Below are 17,066 nucleotides of genomic sequence, written 5' to 3'. Positions count from 1 at the left end.
TTCACAATTTGCGCGCGATAATATCACACTTGTTTTGTTACGCACGGTTCCACCAGCCACTTCTGCCAGCTGGCGGTGACCTGCGCGCGTTCAGTGGCGAAACAGTCCAGCGCAACGTGGCCAGGCTGCTCCTGTAAGGCCAGGTGGTGCAGCTCGTCGCGCAGCGTGGTATAGGCGCGCGTTAAGGCCTGCGCCTCCTGCTCATCCATAATGTCGTTTTGCGCCAGCAGTTCCAGAATACGCACATTATCAGACCAGCGGGTCAGCTTCGGTTTAGCGTGCGCATGGCGTAGCACCAGATATTGCGTAATAAATTCAATATCGGTAATGCCGCCCTCATCCGCTTTAATATCAAAGCGATCGCGATGCTTATTGCCCAGGTGCGCGCGCATTTTCTCGCGCATCTCACGCACCTCGGTCTGCAGCGTGCTGCCGTCACGCGGGGTTGTCATAATCTCCCGACGAATGGCATCAAACTGCGTTTTCAGCGACGGATCGCCGTACACCACGCGGGCACGCACCAGCGCCTGATGTTCCCACGTCCAGGCTTCATTCTTCTGGTACTCAGCGAAGGACTCCGTTGAGGTCACCAGCATGCCGGCCGCGCCGGAAGGACGCAGACGCGCATCCACTTCATATAAAATGCCGGATGACGTGCGGGTGCTGAACAGATGCATAATGCGCTGGGCCAGACGCAGGTAGAACTGACGCCCGTCGATTTCACGCTCGCCGTCGGTCATGACGTCTGCCGGGCAGTCATGCAGGAAGATTAAATCGAGATCCGAGCTGTACCCCAGTTCCCATCCGCCGAGCTTACCGTAACCCACAACGGCAAAACCGCGGCCTTCGCGGTCAGCAAGGTGTTTCGGCTGGCCGTAGCGCGCCACCATCTGAATCCATGCCTGATGCACCACCGCATCAATGATCGCTTCTGCAAGCCAGGTTAAGTGATCGCTCACTTTCATCACTGGCAGCGTTCCGGCGATATCTGCCGCCGCCACGCGCAGCATTTGCGCCTGCTTAAATTGACGCAGCGCCTCCAGCTGTTGCTCTTCGTCCTCTTCCGGTACGCGCAGCAGATACTGACGCAGCTCGTCACGGTAGGCGTCCGTTGCCGTCGGCTGGTAGAGCGTATTGGGATCGAGCAACTCATCCAGCAGCAGCGGATACCGCGCCAGCTTGTTGGCCACCATCGGCGAGGCGGCGCAAAGCGTAATCAGATGCTTGAGCGCGCCCGGGAACTCGCTCAGCAACTCAAGATAGGTCGTACGGGTGACGATCCCGCTCAGCAGCGGCATCATGCGCGACAGCGGGACCGGCGCATCCGCACGCGAGCAGACGTTGCTCAGCAGGTGCGGCATCAGATGATCCAGCACCTGACGACCGCGCGGACCAATGGCCCGTTTATTCAGTTCGAGACGGAAATCAGCAATTAACGCCACCACACGATGGCGATCGTCGTCGCTCAGGTGCGCCAGCACCGGCGTGGTGTCATCTTCCTGCAGCGCGTCCTGCCACAATTCGCGCCAGTGTTCAGAGAGCGTATCGTCCTGCGATTCACTTTCATCGTCACCAATCAGCGCGTTAAAGACACGGCGCACGCCGGCCATATGCGCATCCAGTTGCCCGGTCAACGTTGACCAGTCGTCGACGTGCATCCCCCAGGCCAGCCGCGCCCGGTTCAGATCATCGCCTGGCAAAGTCTGGGTCTGCTCGTCATTGATGCTTTGCAGCAGGTTTTCCAGGCGACGCAGGAACAGATAGGCCTCACGCAGGATCTGCGCGTCGCCTTCCGGCAGCAGATGCAGTTGCTCTATGGCTGACAGCGTCGGCAGCAGCGAACGGGATTGCAGTGAAGGCTCACGTCCGCCGCGGATCAGCTGGAAGACCTGAACGATAAATTCGATTTCGCGAATGCCGCCCGCGCCGAGCTTGATGTTGTCCTTCAGACCCCGGCGACGCACTTCACGGGCGATCATTCCTTTCATGTTGCGCAGCGACTGAATAACGCTGAAGTCGATATAGCGACGGAACACGAACGGGCGCAGCATGGCGCGCAGCTCGTTGGCGTAGGCATCGTCGCTGTCTCCCATGATCCGCGCTTTGACCATCGCGTAACGCTCCCAGTCGCGCCCCTGCTCCTGGTAATAATCTTCCAGTGCCGCAAAGCTCAGCACCAGCGGACCGCTGTCGCCAAACGGGCGCAGGCGCATATCCACGCGATAGACAAAACCATCCTGGGTAGGTTGATCCAGCGCTTTAATCAGACGTTGCCCGAGACGGGTAAAGAACTGCGCATTGTCCAGTTCACGGCGGCCCCCGCGTGTGGAGCCGTTCTCCGGCCAGGCAAAAATCAGGTCGATATCCGAGGAGAAATTCAGTTCGCAGCCCCCGAGCTTGCCCATGCCCAGAATCAAGAGTGGCTGAGGAACCCCATCCTCATTGCACGGCGTGCCCCACTCTTTACAGCAGGCGGCATAGAGCCAGTCCCGTGCGGCAACAATCAGCGTCTGTGCCAGCTCGCTCAGCTGCTGCAGGGTACTTTCTTCGTTGACCAGTTCCAGCGCCTGAGCCCAGGCAATACGCACCATCACCCGGCGGCGGAACTGGCGCAGGACGCGCATCAGTGTTGCTTCATCCGCGACCTCTTCAAGTGCGGTTTGCAACCAGCCCGCATAATGCCGCCACTCGTCTGCCTGCGGTGGGGTGCTCTCAAGCGCCTCCAGCCAGTCCGGGTAAGCGGTGATACTTTCTTGCACAAAATCACTGAAGGTGAGCACGCTCCTGGCCTGCTCGCTTAACGATGACGCCGGTAATGACTCAGGCAGACGTTCGCAAACGGTCTGCCACTGCTGCTGTAACTGCGAAGAAAGCGGCATTATAGGGTTCCTTGCCAGAGTTAACGTTTTCCGCTGTGCAGCCAGAACGGCTCCTGCGAAATGGCTTCATTGCGGAAATGCTCAATCTCAATGTGCTGACGGGTTTCGATAGCATGTTTCAGCCCCTGCCAGTTCTCCAGCCAGGCCTGCGCTTTAGGGCCGTCATAGGCACCCGACAGCAGCAGCATGCTGTCGATATTGCGCGACAGTCGGATCAGCTGATCGCCATACTGGTCTCCCAGCGGATACGCAAAGGTGGTTTTAAGCTCCGCCGCGTGGCGTGAAAGATGGATATCCGCGAAACGTTTGAAGTTATCTTCAATTTTGGCCTGCGCTTTTGCATCCAGGAAGGCACGCCAGCTACGCGTCACCAGAAACTCGGTCAGCGCCAGCCTGGCGGCGGCGTTTTGCGGGCTGTAGAGCGCCGTTTGTGCGGATACATCAGAGAGCAGCAGCGCTTCGGTCTGGGTCAGCAGGTCACGTAAGTGAGCGCTCGCTTTACGAGGTACGATGCCGCCGAACAGCGCCAGGGTATGACGCACAAGGCTCATCGCCGCTAACACGTGCGCTTTTGCGTTTTTCACATTACGCACCCACAGCTCTTCATGATAAAGCCACTGTGAAAGCGCCAGTTCCAGCGCCGCCTCCATGCCCTGCTCAACGCTGGCTTTCGGTGGCACGTGCAAAATAGTCGTCTCTTTCAGCAGGCGTGGCGCATTCCCGGCGGCCAGATGATACCCCCGCGCCGCTTTGCTCAGGCTGCCCTGACGCAGGCCCGGCTGGCTTACCAGCTTACGCGCCAGCTTCAGTACGTCCTGGACTTCACCTTCCAGCAGTTCAAGCTCCAGCTCGCAAATCGGCTCCTGAAGCTCACCCGCTTTTACCTCACCCTGATCGAGGGCGATTTCAATGCGGCTTTTCCCTTCCGTTACCAGCCATTTTTCACGCCAGAAATCGGTACTAAACAGCGGTTTCACCTCGGCGGATAAGGTTTCTGGCAGCACGCCGTCCGGCCAGACTTCTGCCGGGAAACGATCCAGCTCAAGTTCTGGCTGATTGATGTCGATATTGTATTCCGGGCGCTGATGCAAACCGCCGACCACGCGGCCAGCGATTTTCATCGTCATCTCGTAGCGCCCGTTCGCGCCACGGATGCGCAGTCCCATATCATGGCGGCGCAGCCAGTTGTCTGGCGTTTCGTAATAAATATTAAGCAGTTGTACCGGTTCATGGTGTTCGCCGGAAAGGGTCTGCAGATGCTGACGGAGTGCGTCAACGCTGTCTTTTTCGACGATAAATTTTAATTCGATTTCTTGAGCCATAGCCTTGTACTTTTGCAGGCGTCACAGACGCGTCAATGAGGGCGAACTTCCTCGCCATTTGTTTGTCAGTACATAGTATTTTGCGCCAAATTGCCACGCAATGAGCAATTTGACGGGCGTAAATGTTTAGGGTCGTGACACAGATGATTCTGATTGCTGACGAATGCTTTGCGTAGAGACACTGTTGCCACTACTATCGTTCCACTATTTATGAAAATAACGACTAATGATGCTTAAATTACGCCTGATTGGACTTACTTTCCTCGCTTTTAGCGCCGCAACCGCCGTGCACGCTGAAGAGAAGCGTTACGTTTCTGACGAACTGAACACCTGGGTACGCAGTGGCCCTGGAGATAATTATCGCCTCGTGGGTACGGTCAATGCCGGCGAGGAAGTGACGCTGTTACAGACCAACGCGGAGACCAATTATGGTCAGGTTCGCGACAGTACCGGCCGCACGTCCTGGATCCCACTGAAAGAGCTGAGCGCGGTGCCAAGCCTGCGCACCCGCGTGCCGGATCTGGAAAATCAGGTGAAAACGCTGACCGACAAGCTGAACAATATCGACGGTACCTGGAACCAGCGCACCGCGGAAATGCAGCAGAAGGTGGCCCAGAGCGACAGCGTGATTAACGGTCTGAAAGACGAGAATCAGAAACTGAAAAACGAGCTGATTGTCGCGCAGAAGAAGGTGAACGCCGCCAATCTGCAACTTGATGACAAACAACGTACCATCATCATGCAGTGGTTTATGTACGGTGGCGGTGTGCTGGGTGTTGGCCTGGTGCTGGGTCTGGTGCTTCCTCACCTGATCCCAAGCCGTAAGCGTAAAGACCGCTGGATGAACTAATTCGTCTTCTCTGCCAGACTTACGTATTATCTTGCGAAAAGAGAAAACGGGAGTACAGGGCGTGAAGAGTTATCTGGTCGGTGGTGCGGTACGTGATGCGTTGTTAGGTCTGCCGGTCAAAGATAAAGACTGGGTGGTGGTGGGAGCCACACCTGAAGAGATGCTTAACGCGGGCTACCAGCAGGTAGGCCGCGATTTTCCCGTGTTTCTGCACCCGCAAAGCCGTGAGGAGTACGCCCTGGCGCGTACCGAACGGAAATCCGGTTCGGGTTATACCGGCTTCACCTGCTATGCCGCACCGGACGTCACGCTGGAGCAAGATCTCCTGCGTCGCGATCTCACCATCAACGCCCTGGCGCAGGACGAAGACGGCCAGATCATTGACGCGTATGGCGGTCAGGACGATCTGCGTAATCGACTGCTGCGTCACGTCTCCCCGGCGTTTTCTGAAGATCCGCTCCGCGTGCTGCGCGTGGCGCGCTTTGCGGCGCGTTACGCGCATCTGAGCTTCCGCATTGCCGATGAGACCCTGGCACTGATGACCGCCATGACCGAGGCGGGCGAACTGGCCCACCTCACGCCAGAGCGCGTCTGGAAAGAGACGGAAAACGCCCTTACTACCCGCAACCCGCAGGTCTTTTTCCAGGTGCTGCGTGACTGTGGCGCACTGAAAGTGCTGTTCCCGGAAATTGACGCGCTGTTCGGCGTGCCCGCCCCGGCGAAATGGCACCCGGAAATCGATACCGGCGTGCATACCCTGATGACCCTGAGTATGGCTGCCATGCTCAGCCCCGAGGTGGATGTGCGTTTTTCAACGTTGTGTCACGATCTCGGCAAAGGATTAACGCCAAAAGCCATGTGGCCGCGCCACCATGGCCACGGTCCTGCCGGGGTGAAGCTGGTCGAAGGGCTTTGCCAGCGCCTGCGGGTACCCAACGAGATCCGCGATCTCGCCAGACTGGTGGCGGAATTTCACGACCTGATCCACACCTTCCCGATCCTCAAACCGGCCACCATCGTTAAGCTGTTTGATAACATCGACGCATGGCGCAAACCCCAGCGCGTCGAGCAGATCGCGTTGACCAGCGAAGCCGACGTACGTGGCCGCACCGGTTTTGAAGCCTGCGATTATCCGCAGGGGCGGCTGTTACGCGCAGCGTGGGAAGTGGCAAAAGCGGTACCGACTAAAGCGGTTGTCGAGGCGGGCTTCAAGGGACCGGAAATCCGGGAAGAGCTGACGAAACGTCGAATTCAGGCGGTGACGGACTGGAAGGAAAAGCATTGCCCTCAGCCTAAAGACTGAGGGCCGTCGGTCAGAAGAAGACCACGTAAACCGCAGCCGCCACGATAAAGCGATAGATCGCGAACGGAATAAACGAGATACGCTTAATCAACTGCAGGAAGGTTTTGATGGCGATCAGCGCCACGATAAAGGCGGTGACAAAGCCCACGGCGAACATCGGAATGTCACCCGTGGTGAGGAAGCCAATGCTTTTATAGACGTCGAGTGCGGTCGCGCCCATCATCATCGGTACCGCCAGCAGGAACGAGAACTCCGACGCAGCATAACGGCTAACGCCCATCAGCATCCCGCCAGAGATGGTCGCGCCTGAGCGTGAAAAGCCCGGCCACAGCGCCAGACACTGGAAACAACCAATGATAAACGCCTGACGGTAGGTCATGTCATCCAGACCTTCCGCGCGTGGCGTTTTCGGCTTAAGCAGTTCTGCCGCGATCAGCAGGAAACCGCCGACGACCAGCGCATACATGACGTTAATCGGGTTAAACAGCGATTTAATGGTGTCGTGGAAAACCAGGCCCAGAACCACTGCCGGAACCATGCCAAGCAGAATATGGATAAGCGTCAGGCGACCTTTGCTTTCACCCTCGCGCTGAGGAAGACGGCCAAAATGGATACCGATAAGCCCGAACAGACGACGCCAGAACATCACAACGACCGCCAGAATAGACCCCAACTGAATGACAACTTCAAACGTCTTTGCGGTATCGCCTTCAAAGCCCAGCAGATGGCCAACGATAATCATATGGCCCGTACTTGAAACCGGCAAAAACTCCGTCAATCCTTCGACCACACCCAGTATTGCCGCCACCAGCAGCGAGTGCATATCGCTCATCTATAAACCCCTAAAAAGATATAAAAAAAACGGTGTCCTACGCGGACAACCGTGAAAGATACAGCTTTAAGACCGGTATAACCTAAAATGGTTTAGCTATTATGACGTTAAATCTTCCCTTTCAGATTTGTGCCACGCTCAATGATCACGCCGACGTTAGCAGCACGCGCCACGGCCCCCGGTTTGCTCAACCTGATGCGTACCCACGGTGCGTTGAACTTGCTCAGCAGCAGCTCAGCCACCTCTTCTGCCACACGCTCCACCAGCGCAAAACGTTGCCCTTCGACGTGGCCCACGACCGTTTCACTGATATCGGCATAGCTCAGACAGTCATTCACGTCGTCGCTTTTTGCTGACTTGCGGTTATCCCAGCCCATTTCGATATCGAACACGAGTTTCTGCTCAATGGTCTGTTCCCAGTCGTAAACACCAATAGTGGTGATTACCGAAAGTTGCTCTATAAATACAATATCCATCACGACCTGCCTGCTTTTTGGCTAAACCGGATACCACTTCCGGCGAATTATGCGTATTATCCACAGATGCTGAGAATACAGATACATTTTCAAAACGGAACAGCGTTATGAGTGCAATCGCGCCTGGAATGATCCTCCTCGCCTACCTTTGCGGCTCAATCTCCAGCGCCATTCTGGTCTGCCGCATTGCCGGGTTACCTGACCCGCGCGAAAGTGGTTCCGGGAATCCGGGGGCGACCAATGTACTACGAATTGGCGGCAAGGGAGCAGCCGTAGCGGTATTGATTTTTGATGTTCTGAAAGGAATGTTACCCGTCTGGGGAGCGTATGCGCTGGGCGTTACGCCGTTCTGGCTGGGGCTCATTGCTATCGCCGCCTGTGTCGGCCATATCTGGCCTGTATTCTTTGGTTTTAAAGGCGGTAAAGGCGTCGCCACCGCCTTTGGTGCTATTGCCCCAATCGGCTGGGACTTAACCGGCGTGATGGCCGGCACCTGGCTACTGACCATTCTTCTGAGCGGTTACTCGTCACTGGGCGCCATCGTCAGCGCGCTGATCGCGCCATTCTATGTCTGGTGGTTCAAACCGCAGTTCACCTTCCCGGTGTCGATGCTCTCCTGCCTCATCCTGCTGCGTCATCACGATAATATTCAGCGCCTGTGGCGTCGCCAGGAGACCAAAATCTGGTCGAAGCTCAAGAGAAAGAAAAAAGACGCCCCGTAAGGGGTTAGTTATGCCTTATAACCAAATGTGATTTTGGTCACCTTCTGCCTGTGGTAACTGTTAATGACACAACACAACCACACAAAAAGAAAATGGCAGACATTACAGACACAACTCCCCTTTCAACGGCAGGACATTCGCCTGATGGCGACATCAAGTGGGTACGTAACGCCTCTGACGTTTCACGTCTGGTCAACGACGGTTCTCAGGGTCGGGCCAACGCCCGCATCGTAGTCGGTATCGCGCTGGGCGGTATTTTCCTCGATGCGTACGACCTTGGTGCGCTGGCGTTCGGCATCAAAGACATCACCCGCGAATTTAATCTCACCCCTGCCGGTACCGGCATGGTGGCCTCGGCCATTACCTTTGGTGCGATTGTCGGGGCGCTACTGGGTGGCTATCTCACGGACAAGATCGGACGCTACCGCGTCTTTATGGCCGATATGCTGTTCTTCGTGGTAGCGGCCATCGCCTGTGCACTGGCACCGAACGAATATGCGCTGGCGGGCGCACGCTTTGTGATGGGCCTCGGCGTGGGGATCGATCTGCCGGTGGCGATGGCGTTTCTTAGCGAGTTCGCCAGGCTCAAAGGCCCCGGAAACAAGGCCTCCAGCGTGGCAATGTGGTGCCCAACCTGGTATGCCGCAATCAGCATCTCTTACCTGTTGGTGTTATTCTTCTACGCCGTACTGCCAGAAAGTCACAGCGACTGGCTGTGGCGCTTAATCCTGGGGTTTGGCGCGGTGCCTGCGCTGGTGATTATCGCCATTCGTAGCCGCTACATGAGCGAGTCCCCGGTCTGGGCGGCGAATCAGGGTAACCTGAAAGAGGCGGCCGCTATCATGCGGCAATCGTATAACATCAACGCCCACGTGCCGCAGGATGCGCTTAACCAACCGGCACCGGTGGTCAACAAGGCGAAGTGGGCAAATTATCTGAACCTGTTCCGTGGCGTCTATCTGCGACGTACCACGCTCGCCACCCTGCTCTCGGTGGTGTCGTCTTTCGCCTATAACGCCGTCGCATTTGGTCTGCCGGTCATTATCTCCAGCTTCTTTGTGCAGTCGATGCTGACCACTATTCTGATCTCGCTGGTGCTAAACCTGCTGTTTGCCTTCGTCGGCGGATTGCTGGCGGTGCGCTATGTTCCGCGCTTCGGCGCGTGGCGGATGTCACTGGCGGGCTACGCCTGTCAGCTTGTTGCTCTGCTGGGGCTGGCGCTGATTGGTCGTCCGGAAGGCGTATCGGAAGGCATTATCGCCGTCGCGATGCTGGCGCTGTTCCTGTTCGGTCAGGGCTTTGGGCCCGGCGCCCATACCATGACGTTTGCGTCCCTGAGCTATCCCACCTCTCTGCGCGGCGTGGGCGTGGGCCTTAACCAGACGCTGATGCGCAGCAGTTCTACGCTCTCCCTGTTTCTGTTCCCGCTGCTGGTGGCCTCTCTTGATACCGCCGTGTTCTGGGTGATCGCCCTGGCACCGTTTATCGGGCTGGCTTCGCTGCTGGCGATCCGCTGGGAGCCATCCGGCTATGATGTGGATGCAGAGGATTACCGATAACCTTCTCAACCGGCTCCTTGAGCCGGTTTTTTTATCCATAAGCGACTCATATGACAGCCTTCATTTCTGCCAGGGCATACTGAAACGTCTCCCGATGATGAGCAGATGGATGCAGCATGTTAGCAGCTCAGGTCACTGATAATTCTTACAAAGGCTGGCAGGCATCGCTTGCCCTGCAGTTTTGTTACACCCCTGAAAAAACCCTCCTGCACGCTGCTCATCACATCGGGCCCCTCACCGTACAGCGGCCTTTTTATCCCGAAGGCGACACCTGCCACCTGTATTTACTGCACCCGCCAGGCGGGATAGTCGGCGGCGATACGCTGGATATTTCGGTGCATCTGGACGCGAAAAGCCATGCGCTGATCACCATGCCCGGCGCGAGCAAGTTCTATCGCAGCAGCGGTCCGCAGGCCTGTCTCAATCAGCACTTCTGGCTCGATGATGAGGCTACGCTGGAGTGGCTGCCGCAGGACACCATTATCTTTCCCGGTGCGAATGCCGCCCTGCGTTCCGTTTTTCATCTGAAGGCCTCCAGTACGCTACTGGCGTGGGAATTGTACTGTCTGGGTCGCCCGGTGATCGGCGAAACCTTCAGCCACGGCACGCTGGAAAGCCGCCTTGAGATCTGGGTCGACGATGAGCCACGGCTGATTGAACGTCAGCACCTCAGCAATGGCGATCTCACGCCCGTTGCAGGTCTCCCGTGGGTCGGCACGCTGCTGTTCTTTCCGGCCAGGGAAGCGCACCTCGAAACGGTGCGCGAGCTGCTGACGCCGCTGAGCCATTTTGCCGGGGCAACGCTCACAGACGATCTGCTGTCGGTGCGTTTTCTCTCCCACGACAACCTGATTTGCCAGCGGGTGATGCGCGATATCTGGCAGTCGCTTCGCCCGCTTTTAACCCCCAAAACCGCCTGTTCGCCGCGTATCTGGCAGACATAAGAGAAACGTTATGGAACTGACCCCCAGAGAAAAAGACAAGCTGTTGCTGTTTACCGCTGCGCTGGTTGCCGAACGCCGCCTTGCGCGCGGGGTAAAACTGAATTACCCGGAATCAGTCGCGCTGATCAGCGCGTTTATTATGGAAGGCGCCCGCGATGGCGAAACCGTCGCCTCACTGATGGAAGCGGGCCGTCACGTCCTGACGCGCGACCAGGTGATGGAAGGCGTACCGGAGATGATCCCCGACATTCAGGTGGAAGCGACGTTCCCGGACGGATCAAAGCTCGTCACCGTCCATAACCCGATCGTATAAGGAGCGCGTGATGATCCCAGGCGAATACCAGATCCAATCCGGAAACATTGCGATCAACGTTGGGCGAGACACGCAAAACGTGATCGTCGAAAACCATGGCGACAGGCCGATCCAAGTGGGATCGCACTACCACTTTTATGAGATTAACCCGGCGCTGAAATTCGACCGGGAAGCCACCAAAGGCTATCGGCTGAATATTCCGGCAGGCACCGCCGTGCGTTTCGAACCCGGACAGAAGCGCGAGGTGACGCTGGTTCAGGTCAGCGGCGCGCAGCGTATTTTCGGCTTTCGCGGCGAGGTGATGGGAGAGGTGAAAAATGGCTGAAATTTCACGCCAGGCCTACGCCGATATGTTCGGTCCCACCACTGGCGATAAAGTGCGTCTGGCCGACAGTGAGCTGTGGATAGAAGTGGAAAACGATCTCACCGTCTACGGCGAAGAGGTCAAATTCGGCGGCGGGAAGGTGATCCGCGACGGTATGGGCCAGGGGCAGATGACATCCGACGGCTGCGTGGATCTGGTGCTGACCAACGCGTTGATTATCGATCACTGGGGGATCGTTAAAGCCGATATTGGCGTAAAAAACGGCCGGATCTTTGCCGTGGGTAAAGCCGGTAACCCGGATATACAGCCCGGGGTCACGATCCCGATTGGCGCAGCGACAGAAGTGATAGCCGCCGAAGGGAAAATTGTCACCGCCGGCGGGATCGACACGCACATCCACTGGATCTGCCCGCAGCAGGCGGAAGAGGCGCTGGTCTCTGGCGTCACCACCATGATTGGCGGGGGCACGGGCCCTGCGGCAGGCACCAACGCCACGACCTGTACGCCGGGGCCCTGGTATATCGCGCGAATGTTGCAGGCGGCCGATACACTCCCGGTGAATATCGGCCTGCTTGGCAAAGGTAATGGTTCCAACCCTGATGCCCTGCGCGAGCAGATCGCAGCGGGTGCCATCGGGCTGAAGATCCACGAAGACTGGGGCGCGACGCCAGCCGCCATCAACTGCTCACTGGCGGTGGCGGAGGAGATGGATATTCAGGTGGCGCTGCACAGCGACACGCTGAACGAATCCGGGTTTGTTGAGGACACGCTGGCGGCTATCGGTGGGCGGACCATTCACACCTTCCATACGGAAGGGGCAGGCGGCGGACATGCACCGGATATTATTACCGCCTGCGCACACCCGAATATTCTGCCCTCCTCCACTAACCCGACGCTTCCTTACACGGTGAATACCATCGACGAGCATCTCGACATGCTGATGGTGTGTCACCACCTCGACCCGGATATCGCCGAGGACGTGGCCTTTGCTGAATCACGCATTCGCCGGGAGACCATCGCCGCGGAAGATGTCCTTCACGATATCGGCGCCTTCTCGCTGACCTCGTCCGACTCCCAGGCAATGGGTCGCGTCGGCGAAGTGATTATTCGTACCTGGCAGGTGGCGCACCGTATGAAGGTTCAGCGCGGCGCACTGCCGGAAGAGACCGGGAACAACGATAACTACCGCGTGAAACGCTATATCGCCAAATACACCATTAACCCGGCGCTAACCCACGGGATTGCCCATGAAGTGGGCTCGATTGAGGCCGGGAAACTGGCGGATTTAGTGGTCTGGCCCCCCGCGTTCTTTGGCGTCAAACCCGCCACCATTGTGAAAGGCGGGATGATCGCCTGCGCGCCGATGGGGGATATCAACGCCTCTATCCCAACGCCGCAACCGGTCCATTACCGTCCGATGTTTGGCTCGCTGGGTGCCGCACGCCATGCGACACGGCTGACGTTTGTCTCCCAGGCTGCCGATGCGAAGGGCATTTCGCACCAGCTCAGCCTGCAGAGCGGCATAGCCGTCGTAAAAGGCTGCCGCACGGTGAAAAAGGCCGACATGATCCACAACAGCCTGCAGCCCAACATCACCGTTGATGCACAAACTTACGAGGTTCGCGTTGATGGCGAGCTCATTACCAGCGAGCCGGCAGACGTTCTGCCGATGGCCCAACGCTATTTCCTGTTTTAAGGAGTGACGATGATCTACCTGACCCAACGCCTTGACCATGCCCATCCGATAACCGCCAGCGTCACGCTGCCGATTGATGTCCGGGTAAAAAGCCGTGCCCGCGTGACGCTGAATGACGGTCGCGAAGCCGGGCTGATGCTGCCGCGCGGCCTGCTGCTGCGCGGGGGAGATCTGCTGACCACTGACGACGGCAGCGAGGTGATCGAGGTGATCGCCGCGCCGGAATCGGTCTCCGTGGTGCGCTGCGACGATCCGTTCCTGCTCGCCCGCGCCTGCTACCACCTCGGCAACCGCCACGTGCCGCTGCAGATCATGCCTGGCGAGCTGCGCTATCACCACGATCATGTGCTCGATGACATGCTGCGCCAGTTCGGGCTCGAGGTGACATTTGCCACCCTCCCGTTTGAACCGGAAGCAGGGGCGTATACCAGCGATGCCCATAGCCATAGTCATAGTCACTCTCATTCACATTAAGGATTCATCATGCGTACGTTTTTACCTCTGTTACTGCTGGCCTTTTCTCTTCCTGCCCTGGCGCATCCCGGACACGGCACAGACAGCTTTCAGGCCGGTTTTTTCCATCCGCTGACGGGTCTTGATCATCTGCTGATGCTAACCGGTGCGGGCGTACTTTCGGCCCTGAGCGGGCGCAAGCTGCTGCTGCCCCTTGCCACTCTCGGCATGATGCTGGCCGGGGCCGTTGCAGGCAGCCTGCTTGGCGGCTTTAGCGGCATGGAAATGCTGATTATCGCCTCGCTGGCGGTCTGCGGCGCGATGATGTTTAAAACCGAAAATCGCCTGCTGTTGGCCGTGCCGGCGCTGGCAATGTTCCACGGCTGGGCGCACGGGGTAGAGATGTCTGGCCACAACTTCTGGCTCTTCACCAGCGGCTTTATGTTTGCCAGTGCCACGGTGCTGTGCGCCAGCTTCGCCGCCGGGTTACTGCTGCGCCGTCACGACGGGTTGCGTAAAACCTTTGGTGGCGGGCTGATTGTCTCTGCGCTGCTGGCGCTGATGAGCTGATGGAGCACGTCCGCCAGCGGCTGCGCCTGATGCAGCTCTCCAGCAGCAGCCTTCCGGTCGGGTCATTCACCTGGTCGCAGGGGCTGGAGTGGGCCGTAGAAGCAGGCTGGGTCCCCGATGCTGAGGCGTTCAAAAACTGGCAGATCCTGCAGATGGAGCAGAGCTTGTTCTGTGTCGATCTGCCGCTGTTTTCCCGACTTTATCAGGCGTGCGAGCAAAACGATTTGGCGACGGCAACACGCTGGACGGCCTACCTTCTCGCCTGCCGTGAAACGCGTGAACTGCGTGAAGAGGAACGCAACCGCGGAGCGGCCTTTACGCGCCTGCTCAAAAGCTGGGAGCCGGACTGTCCGGCAGAGTGGCGGACGCTGTTTATGCTGAGCCAGCTCAGCGGCATGGCGTGGCTCGGAGTACGCTGGGGCATTAGCGCCCATGAGCTGGCCCTGAGCCTGGGCTACAGCTGGATTGAGAGCGCGGTCATGGCAGGTGTCAAGCTGGTGCCGTTCGGGCAACAGGCGGCGCAGCAGCTGATTATCGACCTGAGCGACCACTTTGCCGCTGGGCTTGAACCGGCTTTTTTGCGTGGCGACGACGCGCTGGGTGCGGCAACGCCGCTGTCGGCCATCGCCTCTGCGCGCCACGAAACACAATATTCACGATTATTCCGTTCCTGAGGAGACAACATGGCTGATTACAAACATCCCCTACGCGTGGGCGTGGGCGGCCCGGTGGGGTCGGGTAAAACCGCGTTACTGGAAGCACTCTGCAAAGCAATGCGCGACACCTATCACCTGGCAGTGGTGACTAACGATATCTACACCAAAGAGGATCAGCGCATTCTCACCGAAGCGGGCGCTCTTGAGCCAGAGCGCATCGTGGGCGTGGAGACGGGCGGCTGCCCGCATACCGCAATCCGCGAAGATGCCTCAATGAACCTGGCGGCAGTGGAAGCGTTAAGCGAAAAGTTCGGCAATCTGGACCTGATCTTCGTTGAAAGCGGCGGTGACAACCTGAGCGCCACCTTCAGCCCGGAGCTGGCTGACCTGACGATCTATGTGATTGACGTCGCTGAAGGGGAGAAGATCCCGCGTAAGGGCGGCCCAGGGATTACCAAATCCGATTTTCTGGTGATCAACAAAACCGACCTGGCACCCTATGTGGGGGCCTCACTGGAGGTGATGGAGCGTGACACCAACCGCATGCGCGGCGAGCGCCCGTGGACCTTCACCAATCTGAAGGCGGGCGACGGACTGGCGACGATCGTGACATTTCTGGAAGAGAAAGGGATGTTGCGGGTGTAACCGTATAACTCCCCTCTCCCTGGCGGGAGAGGGTCAGGCATTACGCCTCCGGCAACTCCGCCAGCGGCCAGCGTGGACGTACAGAGACGCTCAGATCGGCGGTCGCGCCAGCGTTCAGACGTACCATACCCGCGTAGGCGATCATCGCCCCGTTATCGGTACAGAATTCCGGACGGGCATAAAATACTTCCCCACCACGCTTTTGCATCATCTGCGCGAGTTTTGCACGCAGCGTGCGGTTGGCGCTGACGCCCCCGGCCATCACCAGACGCTTAAAGCCGGTCTTTTCCAGTGCGCGTTTGCATTTGATCATCAGGGTATCGACCACCGCGTCTTCGAACGCACGGGCGATATCAGCACAGGTCTGCTCGCTATCGTCGTTATTGCGAATGGTATTGGCCGCGAAGGTTTTCAGACCGGAAAAGCTGAAATCCAGCCCTGGACGGTCAGTCATCGGACGCGGGAAGACGAAACGCCCTTCCGTGCCCTGCGAGGCCATTTTCGAGAGCATCGGACCGCCAGGATAATCCAGACCCAGCAGTTTGGCCGTTTTGTCGAAGGCCTCACCGGCTGCGTCGTCAATGGACTCGCCGAGCAGCTCATACTTGCCAATGCCCGTTACGCTAATCAGCTGGGTATGGCCACCTGAAACCAGCAGCGCCACAAAAGGAAACGCAGGCGGATTATTTTCCAGCATCGGCGCCAGAAGATGCCCTTCCATATGGTGAACCGGAATGGCCGGCACATCCCACGCGAATGCCAGCGAACGGCCCACCGTTGCGCCGACCAGCAGCGCACCCACCAGGCCCGGGCCTGCGGTATACGCTACAGCATCAATATCAGTAGAGCTCAACCCGGCTTCTTTCAGCGCCGCCTGAATCAGGGGAACCGTTTTACGCACGTGGTCACGAGAAGCCAGTTCAGGCACGACGCCGCCGTAGTCAGCGTGTAATTTCACCTGACTATACAGTTGGTTGGCAAGAAGCCCTTTTTCGTCGTCGTAAATGGCGATGCCGGTCTCATCGCAGGATGTTTCAATACCCAGTACACGCATGACTTGTTTTACCTCGTTTCAATACCGCGCAGTGTAGGGCCAATGCGGATTGATGTAAAACTTTGTTCGCCCCAGGAAGAAGCCTCGTGTATACTCCTCACCCTTATTAAAGTCCCTTTCAAAAACGCGTCGGTGCTTTACAAAGCAGCAGCATTTGCAGTAAAATTCCGCACCATTTTGAAATAAGCTGGCGTTGATGCCAGCGGCAAACCGAATTTATCAAAGGTGAGAGTTACATGCCGGTAATTAAAGTACGTGAAAACGAGCCGTTCGACGTTGCACTGCGTCGCTTCAAACGTTCATGCGAGAAAGCAGGTGTTCTGGCTGAAGTTCGTCGTCGTGAGTTCTATGAAAAACCAACGACCGAACGTAAGCGCGCTAAAGCTTCTGCTGTGAAACGTCACGCGAAGAAACTGGCTCGCGAAAACGCACGCCGTACTCGTCTGTACTAATCAGTTGAGGGCCTC

The 17,066-nt window shown here is 57.7% G+C and carries 18 protein-coding genes; 13 read left to right on the top strand and 5 right to left on the bottom strand.

The genetic code is table 11. The annotated features are described in order from the left end of the window. Window positions 1–23: 23 nt before the first annotated feature. Window positions 24–2,882 (bottom strand): bifunctional [glutamate--ammonia ligase]-adenylyl-L-tyrosine phosphorylase/[glutamate--ammonia-ligase] adenylyltransferase, encoded by a 2,859-nt coding sequence (gene glnE / locus AC2FAP_RS11495; protein ID WP_421633522.1) that lies wholly within the window; start codon window positions 2,880–2,882, stop codon window positions 24–26. Window positions 2,883–2,899: 17 nt separating this feature from the next. Continuing rightward, window positions 2,900–4,201 carry a CYTH domain-containing protein gene (locus tag AC2FAP_RS11490; protein WP_032678982.1) on the bottom strand — a complete coding sequence of 434 codons (1,302 nt, stop codon included), beginning with the start codon at window positions 4,199–4,201 and terminating at the stop codon, window positions 2,900–2,902. A gap of 229 nt (window positions 4,202–4,430) precedes the next feature. On the opposite strand from AC2FAP_RS11490, the gene AC2FAP_RS11485 reads away from it, so the two are divergent. Further along, complete coding sequence (locus AC2FAP_RS11485) at window positions 4,431–5,051, top strand: TIGR04211 family SH3 domain-containing protein (protein WP_025203004.1); 621 nt, start codon at window positions 4,431–4,433, stop codon at window positions 5,049–5,051. A 61-nt stretch (window positions 5,052–5,112) separates the two neighbouring features. Continuing rightward, window positions 5,113–6,354 carry a multifunctional CCA addition/repair protein gene (locus AC2FAP_RS11480; protein WP_020883630.1) on the top strand — a complete coding sequence of 414 codons (1,242 nt, stop codon included), beginning with the start codon at window positions 5,113–5,115 and terminating at the stop codon, window positions 6,352–6,354. Between the two features lie 10 nt (window positions 6,355–6,364). Here AC2FAP_RS11480 and bacA read toward each other — a convergent pair whose 3' ends face one another. Together bacA and folB are read right to left on the bottom strand one after the other, a co-directional pair. Beyond that, window positions 6,365–7,186, bottom strand: coding sequence for an undecaprenyl-diphosphate phosphatase (gene bacA, locus AC2FAP_RS11475; RefSeq protein WP_014171656.1), 822 nt, complete (start codon window positions 7,184–7,186; stop codon window positions 6,365–6,367). 107 nt (window positions 7,187–7,293) lie between these two features. Then, window positions 7,294–7,662 carry a bifunctional dihydroneopterin aldolase/7,8-dihydroneopterin epimerase gene (folB, locus tag AC2FAP_RS11470; RefSeq protein ID WP_148576782.1) on the bottom strand — a complete coding sequence of 123 codons (369 nt, stop codon included), beginning with the start codon at window positions 7,660–7,662 and terminating at the stop codon, window positions 7,294–7,296. A gap of 107 nt (window positions 7,663–7,769) precedes the next feature. Here folB and plsY point away from each other — a divergent pair, with 107 nt between their 5' ends. The 10 genes from plsY (at window position 7,770) to ureG (ending at window position 15,545) form a co-directional block, all read left to right on the top strand. After that, the gene (plsY, locus tag AC2FAP_RS11465) at window positions 7,770–8,384 is read left to right on the top strand and encodes a glycerol-3-phosphate 1-O-acyltransferase PlsY (protein WP_020883628.1); all 615 of its coding nucleotides are present in this window, start codon (window positions 7,770–7,772) and stop codon (window positions 8,382–8,384) included. Between the two features lie 92 nt (window positions 8,385–8,476). Then, entirely contained in the window at window positions 8,477–9,943 is a 1,467-nt protein-coding gene (locus tag AC2FAP_RS11460; protein WP_449541325.1) for an MFS transporter, read from the top strand. A gap of 116 nt (window positions 9,944–10,059) precedes the next feature. Further along, the gene (locus AC2FAP_RS11455) at window positions 10,060–10,887 is read left to right on the top strand and encodes an urease accessory protein UreD (protein WP_014171660.1); all 828 of its coding nucleotides are present in this window, start codon (window positions 10,060–10,062) and stop codon (window positions 10,885–10,887) included. A 10-nt stretch (window positions 10,888–10,897) separates the two neighbouring features. Further along, window positions 10,898–11,200 (top strand): urease subunit gamma, encoded by a 303-nt coding sequence (locus tag AC2FAP_RS11450; protein WP_003862556.1) that lies wholly within the window; start codon window positions 10,898–10,900, stop codon window positions 11,198–11,200. A 10-nt stretch (window positions 11,201–11,210) separates the two neighbouring features. After that, complete coding sequence (locus tag AC2FAP_RS11445; protein WP_020883624.1) at window positions 11,211–11,525, top strand: urease subunit beta; 315 nt, start codon at window positions 11,211–11,213, stop codon at window positions 11,523–11,525. Next, a complete protein-coding gene (gene ureC / locus AC2FAP_RS11440) occupies window positions 11,518–13,221 on the top strand; it encodes an urease subunit alpha (protein WP_032680266.1) in 1,704 nt (567 codons plus the stop codon). The genes AC2FAP_RS11445 and ureC overlap by 8 nt, the downstream gene beginning before the upstream one ends. A 9-nt stretch (window positions 13,222–13,230) precedes the next feature. Then, window positions 13,231–13,695, top strand: a complete 465-nt coding sequence (gene ureE, locus AC2FAP_RS11435) for an urease accessory protein UreE (RefSeq protein WP_449541326.1) — start codon at window positions 13,231–13,233, stop codon at window positions 13,693–13,695. 9 nt (window positions 13,696–13,704) lie between these two features. Beyond that, complete coding sequence (locus AC2FAP_RS11430) at window positions 13,705–14,244, top strand: HupE/UreJ family protein (RefSeq protein WP_020883621.1); 540 nt, start codon at window positions 13,705–13,707, stop codon at window positions 14,242–14,244. Continuing rightward, window positions 14,244–14,918 carry an urease accessory protein UreF gene (locus AC2FAP_RS11425; protein WP_044857722.1) on the top strand — a complete coding sequence of 225 codons (675 nt, stop codon included), beginning with the start codon at window positions 14,244–14,246 and terminating at the stop codon, window positions 14,916–14,918. The genes AC2FAP_RS11430 and AC2FAP_RS11425 overlap by 1 nt, the downstream gene beginning before the upstream one ends. Before the next feature lie 9 nt (window positions 14,919–14,927). Beyond that, window positions 14,928–15,545: an urease accessory protein UreG gene (gene ureG, locus AC2FAP_RS11420; protein ID WP_014171666.1), complete on the top strand. Its 618-nt coding sequence runs from the start codon at window positions 14,928–14,930 to the stop codon at window positions 15,543–15,545. A gap of 40 nt (window positions 15,546–15,585) precedes the next feature. Here ureG and tsaD read toward each other — a convergent pair whose 3' ends face one another. Continuing rightward, complete coding sequence (gene tsaD, locus AC2FAP_RS11415; RefSeq protein WP_148576787.1) at window positions 15,586–16,599, bottom strand: tRNA (adenosine(37)-N6)-threonylcarbamoyltransferase complex transferase subunit TsaD; 1,014 nt, start codon at window positions 16,597–16,599, stop codon at window positions 15,586–15,588. Window positions 16,600–16,835: 236 nt separating this feature from the next. Here tsaD and rpsU point away from each other — a divergent pair, with 236 nt between their 5' ends. Continuing rightward, window positions 16,836–17,051 carry a 30S ribosomal protein S21 gene (gene rpsU, locus AC2FAP_RS11410; RefSeq protein WP_001144069.1) on the top strand — a complete coding sequence of 72 codons (216 nt, stop codon included), beginning with the start codon at window positions 16,836–16,838 and terminating at the stop codon, window positions 17,049–17,051. Window positions 17,052–17,066 lie beyond the last annotated feature (15 nt).

This window comes from Enterobacter cloacae complex sp. 394I7 (assembly GCF_057320345.1).
This window is presented reverse-complemented; position numbering and strand designations above follow the sequence as displayed.